The sequence below is a fragment of the Candidatus Acidiferrales bacterium genome, from assembly GCA_036514995.1.
In the GTDB taxonomy this organism is placed as follows: domain Bacteria; phylum Acidobacteriota; class Terriglobia; order Acidiferrales; family DATBWB01; genus DATBWB01.
This window is the reverse complement of the sequence record DATBWB010000008.1, coordinates 1-7,253: the sequence shown is the minus strand read 5'-3', so window position 1 is coordinate 7,253 and position 7,253 is coordinate 1. Positions and strand designations below refer to the sequence as shown.

The following is a 7,253-nucleotide window of genomic DNA, read 5'->3' as shown; positions in this document are numbered from 1 at the left end:
GGCTTGGGGTCGCCACGCAGGTTGGCAAAAAAGTCGTTGGCGTTCAGGATGTCATTGCGGTGGAACCAGAAGGTGCTGCCATGAAAAGCATTCTGGCCGCGAGGGGTAACGATACTCACCTGGGCCGCGCCAAAACCAGAGTCAGAGCCCAGCGTCCCGACCGAAACCGTAAATTCGCCTGTGTTTTCCACCGTGGGCGCGCTGATGGCAAAAAAGGCGCTGGTCTTGACAAAGTTGTCGGCGACGTTGATCCCGTCCTGCAAGATGTTGGTGGCGTTCCCGCGCAAGCCGTGGACAAACGACGTGCTACTTTCGGCGGGCGTGGTTACGCCGGGCATGAGACGAGCCAGGTCAATCGGGTTGCGTGTGGGCAGAGGCAGATCCAGGATCTGGCGACGGTCCACGGTCGTTTTGAGTTCGGCCGTCTCCGTGTTGACCAGGGTTTGAATGGTCTCGGCCACAACGACCTGTTGGGAGATGTCTCCCAGCTCCAGGCGCATGGTTAACCGCGCCACCTGACCCACTTCCACCACCACGTTGGACAATACCAGCCGACGAAAGCCCGATAGTTCAGCGGTAACCTGATAGCGTCCAAAGCGGAGGTTGGTGAATGCGAAAACCCCGCGTTCGTCCGTTTTGGTTTCTTGCGTGGCGTTTGTGCTCTGGTCGGTAGCAGTGACCTTGGCGGCGACCACCACGGCACCGGTGGGATCTTCCACCACGCCGGTGATCGAGCCGCCGACCACCTGCGCGTAAGCCGAATCCATCTCGACGAGGCACGCCACCGCGCCGAGCGCGACCAGCAAGAGAAGTCGTCCTAGGCTGCGCTTTGCCATATTTTCCTCCTTGGTGCGTTCCAAAGCATGTCAGAACGAGCCTTTAGGTGACCTTTTCTGGACACATGTGAGCGATAAAGATACAGAACTAGAGACAAACCGACCGGATCAACAGTCGAGAAATTGCCTGCAATTGCTATACCAGCTTTTCGTCAATTTGTCGCGTTGGCTATGTGGTCTGTTTTCTGATACTTGTATCCATACTACCAGCGGCCGAAGGCGTTAAGAAGGACAAAACCTATGAGATTTCACAGGCCGCCGGACAAGCTTACAAAAAGCTGTAGGGCAGCGTTGTTGTACTGGGGGGAACAATCGAAGTTCCGGTACGCTTTCCAGAAAGCCGGCCCATTTTGGTCGCGTGATGGATCGGTGAGCCTTTCATGGCCATCTGTATAAGCCGAAGCATTGTGGAGTGCGGCGGCTCTTGTCCCGAGCCAGTCGAGGGATGCCGCCGCTTTCCCGGAGCAGACGCTTCCTCCTGCTCCAAGCGAGGGACGGCGTGGAGGCAAGTCTCCGGACGCAACAGCGGGAGCGAGCTCCCGTTCACGGTGAACCCGTTCAGCGTGAACCTGCGCTCCACGCCCACGGGCTGGCCACCTGAGGATTATTCAACGAACTTCTGAGACAAGACACTAGCCGCCCCGCGCCAGCACGCGATGCGTCCAGATGCCTCCCACGAAATCCACCGCCGCGTGGGCCGCTACGGTCGGGAATAGGCTGCCTGTTGCCAGATAGACGAGGCTGAAAACCAATCCGACCACGAAAGTAGAAAGGGCGCCGGCAACGCCCTGGTAGGCGTGGCTTGCGCCAAAAATAGCCGATGCGAGCAGGGCGCTTGCCCAGGCCAAAGCTTGGAAAGAAGTGCCACCCCACCACGGGAGCAGCCCCGCTGGGATCGGGGCCAGCAGCAGCAAGCTTGTCAAGGCGGTGATGGCAAAGCCACGAAAAAGAAATTCCTCGCAGATGCCGGCGGTCAGGGCTACTCCGGCAAAAAGCGTCCGCTCGGCTGCGCCCGCCGCGGCGGGCGGCATCAGCTTGCGCAGAAAAACGCCCATCCGGCCCTGCTTTTCCACAGGCAGACGGGCCAGCGTGCGCATACTCCTGGCCTGGACCGCCAGCAGGACAAGACTCAGCGCCGCGGCGATTGCGAGCAGTCCCGCAAGCGGGACCGGTGACGGCATGGCCAGGCCCAGTTGCTTCAGAGAAATGTCGTGCGCGCGGGCACGCCAGAACGCTACGCCCGCCAGCAGCCATTGAAACAAAATCGTTGAGCCGTAGATGGTCATACGATCGGCGGAGGAAATCACATCCAGGGCAAGCAGCTTCTTGACGCGCTGATAGCCGCGCCAGGGCACGACCGTGGCCAGCAGGAGAAGGATCAGCCAGAGATCCCAGTAGCGCAATGCGGATGCATCCATACGGAGATGAGGCGAGAGAAGTCCGCTAGGACTGTCGAGCTCCAACTCAACATGGGCACCGGGTCAAGCCCGGTGCTCCTTTTCAGGCGGACCGGCCAGCATGGTAGCGGCAAGCCGCCCGATGGTCAAAGCCTTTCACCCCAATCATCCGGAAGCTTCGGGATAGGGCTCAAGGCCGACAAGCGTAATGGAAAAGTGATGCGGCGGCGGCGCCACGGTGGGGCTCAGGCCCTGTTGCTCAAAGGGGAGATTCGTCGGCTGCGGATCGCCTTGCCCGAGCCGTGCCGTGAGGGCGCATCGCCCCGAACGCGGCTACTTTTTGACGTAGGGCGCTTTGGGCGAATATTTGTTAAGCACGCCGACGAGCGGCTGCGCCTCGGCGGGAATGCCCACCTTCGGCGTAATCAGGATGTCCTGCGAAGTAATATCGCGGCCGTAGAGGTCGCGGTTGACGTCGGCATCCTGGTACATGCGCGCGCCATTGAGCGAGATTCCGCCGAATAGCCCGCGAGAGCGCGAGTAGGCATAGATTTCCGAGCGCAACTGCACATCGGTTTCAGCCGTCGCCGCCCGGCCGACCGGTCCGACGGCGACCGAGGCGTCGCCACCCAGCGCAAACTGGTTCTTGAGCAGCTTTTCCACGCCCCGCTGGTTCACAAACAGGAGGACCACATCGACCGCTGCCCCGCCAATCTGAAGCCCAAAGCTGCCTCCGACAATCTTGAACGACGACACCGGACCCCAGGGGCCTGTCCCAGCGTTCCGACAGCTCACGAAGCCATGACCGTAGCGGCCACCAAATCCGAGGCCGGCTTTTTTGAGCGAGGGCACAACCGCCACACATCTCGCGTGGTCGAGCATGCCCTTGGGGATGTTCTTGTCGGGAGTGTTAATCATCTCCTCCAGGACCTGCCCGGAACGGATAAGCCGATTACGCTCCTTGGTGCTGACCCCGGCGAAAGCCGTCCCGCAGAGCGAGATCAGGAGCGCCACCATCAACGTACAAGCCACCAAAATTTTCATCGCTGACTCCTCAAGTTCTTTGCCCGGTTCTCACTTCTCGGTGCGACTCTACCCGGGCTGGGCGGGTTTCGAAGTGGGCAGCGAGATACCGCGACAACCTTGTATCTTGGTCGCTGGGCGCGACCGCTGTCAATGGTACGAGCCTCAGCGCAGTCAATAGGTTGCCTGGGTACGACGGGTTTTCCCTGTTTGGCTGCAACCCAGAATCGCGTGGCGCCAAGCCGGCTCTGACTTTCGTTGATTTGATATTGCCGCGGCAGTAGAATCAGCGCCACTCGATTTACATCGTCGTCACCCCAGTCGCGTGGGTGCCACGTGTGGGTTAGCAAGACCTGATCGCATGAAAGAGTGGCCTCAATGTGATATGTTGTTTGACGCGGATGGATGGGGCTACGGCGGGGACTTAATTTCTATGCAGGAGGAGGAGCTGGGATGACGAAAAAGGCGGGCTTTCGAGCAGTTGGTTTGCTAGCGACACTGGCTTTGTTCGTCGGGATGGCGTTCACGGCCGCTGTCGATTTCTATCTGAAGATCGAAGGGATTCCAGGCGAGTCAACAGCCAAGGGATTCGAAGGCCAGATTGAAGTGGAGTCATGGAGCTGGGGGATGTCCCAAGCGGTTACAGCGCAGGGTCGCGAGGGCACGATGCTCGGCGACCCGACAAAGCCGTTTATCATTACCAAGCCGCTCGACAAGGCAAGCCCCAAGCTGGCTCAGGCCCTGGCTTCCAAACAGCATTTCCCCACCGTCACGTTGACCTTGCGCCGCGCCGGTGGCGATCAACAGCCTTACATGCGATACGTCCTGAAGGACTGCTTCATCACCTCGATCAAGCCCGTCGCCGGCGACGTTCCGATGGAACAGGTCTCCTTCAACTACTCCAAGATCGAATGGACGCAGATTCGAGGGCCGAAGGGGATGACGCCGCGGACTCCGATGGAACGCTGATCGCCTTTTCCTGGTGCAACGAGTAGGGGGGTATGGCCGTACGCCCCTACAGTCCGTGTGCCAAAACCTGTTCTCCTACCCTCCTGGTCCAGCCTTGCTGTAGAATGGCCAGAGTTCACCCAGAAGGGTCCACAACAGGAGTATCGGGCTTTGGCCCGGCACTCCTTCTGCGCCTCTGAATGTGGGCGCGGCGAATGTGGGCGTACGGAGGGTGGGTTGAAGGTCCTGGTCATCGGTTCCGGGGGGCGCGAGCATGCCCTGGTGTGGAGACTTCGCCAGAGCCAGCGCGTCCGTGAACTCTACTGCGTCCCCGGCAATGCCGGCATCGCCCGCGATGCCGAGTGCCTGGCGGGCGACGTCCGGGACATCAACGGGCTTGCCAATCTCGCCGATCGGCTAAAAGCAGACCTTACCGTCGTCGGCCCGGAGCTGCCGCTCACGCTGGGTATCGCCGACGAGTTCCACCGCCGCCGGCTGGCCATCATCGGCCCCACCCGAGCCGCGGCCGAACTCGAGGGCAGCAAGGTTTTTGCCAAGCGGTTCCTTGAGCGGCATAAGATTCCTACCGCCTTCTTTGCCGTCTGCGATTCTTCGCAAGATGCCTACGCCGCGTTGTGCAGCTTTGAATTCCCGGTTGTGCTGAAGGCTGATGGTCTTGCTTCCGGCAAGGGCGTCATTATCGCCCATACCGCGGACGAGGCGACCGCGACCGTTGAGCGCATCATGGAGCAGCACGTCTTCGGCGCGGCCGGCGACCGCATCGTGATCGAGGAACATCTCGAAGGCGAAGAATTGTCTTTCATCGTTCTCACCGATGGCAAAAGCGTCCAGCCGCTCGCTTCGACGCGCGACCACAAGCCGGTCTTCGACGGCGATCAGGGGCCCAACACCGGCGGCATGGGCGCCTACTGCGACGACAGCATCATCGCCCCTGAGCTGCAAAAAGAGATTCTCCAGACAATTGTGGCGCCCACCATCCAGGGCATGGCGCTTGAAGGGCGACCCTATCAGGGATTCCTCTATTTTGGGCTGATGCTCACCAAGCAGGGCCCGCGAGTGCTGGAATTCAATTGCCGCCCGGGCGACCCGGAGATGCAGCCGCAGGTCTTGCGCATGGATTTCGATCTTGTGGACGTCTTGGAAAAACTGCTTGCCGGGCGGTTGCTCGAGGCGCGCATGCCGTGGTGGGAGGGTTCGAGTGTTTGTGTCGTCCTCGCGTCGAAGGGTTATCCGGGCGAGGCTGAGACCGGCAAGGTCATTGAAGGCCTGGCGGCGGCCGAGGGCTTGGCGGGTATTAAAGTTTTTCACGCTGGCACGAAAGAGGTCGAGGGCAAGCTGGTAACCTCCGGCGGGCGCGTGCTGGGCGTGACGGCGCGCGCCGGCGAGTTGCGCACGGCCATCGAACTGTGCTATCAGGCCGTCAGCCGCATCCGTTTTGACGGCATGCATTATCGCCGCGACATCGGCGCCCGCCCCGACAAGTTCGGGGCTCGCGGCTTGCCCCGAGGCTTCGTGGCTTGAACTTTTCTGTAGGGGCTCGATTTCAGACGGCCCCGGAATCAGGGCAAGCTGAAGCTTGCCCCTACAACGTCACAATGGGATACGGCTGGGCCGGCGGCCAGCTCCTGAAAAACGTTCCCGGGCGCCGAGCCCCCAGGCCTGCCCTGAGTGGAGCCGAAGGGCACCTGTCTGGGGGAGAAACTGTAGGGGCCGGTCTTTAGACCGCCCCGGAATGAGCTCAAGACAGCTAACGATCATGACTGCCAGAGATCCATCAAAACCCCCCCTGGTTGGCATTTTGATGGGTTCGGACTCCGATCTGCCGGTGATGAGCGAGACCGTCAAAACGCTCGATAAGTTTGGCGTGCCTTATGAAGTGGAAGTCACCTCGGCCCACCGCTCGCCCAACCGCACGCATGAATACGCTTGCACGGCCGCTGCGCGCGGTCTCAAGGTGCTGATTGTCGGCGCCGGCGGCGCTTCGCACCTCGCCGGCATCATCGCCGCCGAGACCACCTTGCCAGTGATTGCTGTGCCCATTGCTGCCACGGTGCTCTCCGGCATGGACGCTTTGCTTTCCACCGTCCAGATGCCCGGCGGGGTGCCGGTGGCGGTCATGGCCATTGACAAGCCCGGCGCCATCAATGCCGCTATCTTCGCTACCGAAATCATCGCTACCGCCCAGCCCGAATACTCCGCCAAGCTCATCCGGCACAAAGAGGAGCTCGAACGCACCGTCGCCGAGCGCTCCGAACGCGTCAAGAAACAATTGCAGTCGGAATAGATCCCGCCGCGCGTTGGCTAGATGGCCTGGGCATATACCTACTATCGTAGGGGCGGTTCGCGAACCGCCCCTACACCTCACAAAGACCGCGCCGCGTGCGGGGTTATCAAATACCGCCTACGTCCGGTAGCTCGAGTTGATGCGGATGTATTCGTGGGTCAGGTCGCAGGTCCAGAACGTGGTTTGGGAATTTCCCATCCCGAGCGCAAGGACGATGGAAACTTCAGGCTTGTTCAGTTTCCGGTGAAGGTCGCGTTCGCGGAAGGGCACGGCGCGGCCGCGATCAAACACTTTCGTACCGGCCATCCAAATCCTGGCGCGGTCGGGGTTGATCTTCTCCCAGGCCATCCCGGCGGCAGCGAGGATTCGACCCCAGTTCGGATCGGCGCCCGCCAGAGCGGTTTTGACCAGCGGTGAGCAAGCTATTTTTCGGGCGATGGCCTCGGCCGCCTTTCGGCTGGCTGCTTCTCGCACCGAGATTTCGACCAGCCGCGTTGCCCCCTCGCCATCGCGCACGATCATTTTGGCGAGCGTAGTGGCTACCTCCGTAAGCGCGAAAGAAAATTCGCGCCCCTCCGGCGAGCCCGTTGCCAGTTGCCGCGGGCAAGCCCCGGTTCCGTGCGGAACGGGGCAAGCCGCGCCATTGGCCAGCAGAAAGACGGAGTCGTTTGTGGAAGTGTCGCCATCCACGGCGATGCGATGGAAGGAGGCGTCGCAGGCCTGGCGAAGCGCCTGGCGGAGCCC

General features: G+C 61.1%; 7 protein-coding genes. 3 read left to right on the top strand and 4 right to left on the bottom strand.

The genetic code is table 11. The features are described from left to right. The 3 genes from VIH17_00550 to VIH17_00540 all read right to left on the bottom strand — a co-directional run. The coding region (locus tag VIH17_00550) for a carboxypeptidase regulatory-like domain-containing protein (protein ID HEY4681721.1) at positions 1-836 on the bottom strand (836 nt) is incomplete at its 3' end. A gap of 632 nt (positions 837-1,468) precedes the next feature. Further along, positions 1,469-2,254, bottom strand: coding sequence for a CPBP family intramembrane glutamic endopeptidase (locus VIH17_00545; protein HEY4681720.1), 786 nt, complete (start codon positions 2,252-2,254; stop codon positions 1,469-1,471). A 312-nt stretch (positions 2,255-2,566) separates the two neighbouring features. Beyond that, positions 2,567-3,277: a lipid-binding SYLF domain-containing protein gene (locus VIH17_00540; GenBank protein ID HEY4681719.1), complete on the bottom strand. Its 711-nt coding sequence runs from the start codon at positions 3,275-3,277 to the stop codon at positions 2,567-2,569. A gap of 432 nt (positions 3,278-3,709) precedes the next feature. Between VIH17_00540 and VIH17_00535 the strand changes: the two genes are divergently transcribed. The 3 genes from VIH17_00535 to purE all read left to right on the top strand — a co-directional run bounded on the left by VIH17_00535 (position 3,710) and on the right by purE (position 6,509). Beyond that, complete coding sequence (locus VIH17_00535; GenBank protein HEY4681718.1) at positions 3,710-4,225, top strand: type VI secretion system tube protein Hcp; 516 nt, start codon at positions 3,710-3,712, stop codon at positions 4,223-4,225. Positions 4,226-4,441: 216 nt separating this feature from the next. Beyond that, on the top strand, positions 4,442-5,746 hold the full coding sequence (gene purD / locus VIH17_00530) for a phosphoribosylamine--glycine ligase (protein ID HEY4681717.1): 1,305 nt from the start codon (positions 4,442-4,444) through the stop codon (positions 5,744-5,746). A 280-nt stretch (positions 5,747-6,026) separates the two neighbouring features. After that, on the top strand, positions 6,027-6,509 hold the full coding sequence (gene purE, locus VIH17_00525; GenBank protein HEY4681716.1) for a 5-(carboxyamino)imidazole ribonucleotide mutase: 483 nt from the start codon (positions 6,027-6,029) through the stop codon (positions 6,507-6,509). 117 nt (positions 6,510-6,626) lie between these two features. Here the strand turns inward: purE and VIH17_00520 are convergent. Further along, the coding region (locus VIH17_00520) for a bifunctional ornithine acetyltransferase/N-acetylglutamate synthase (protein ID HEY4681715.1) at positions 6,627-7,253 on the bottom strand (627 nt) is incomplete at its 5' end.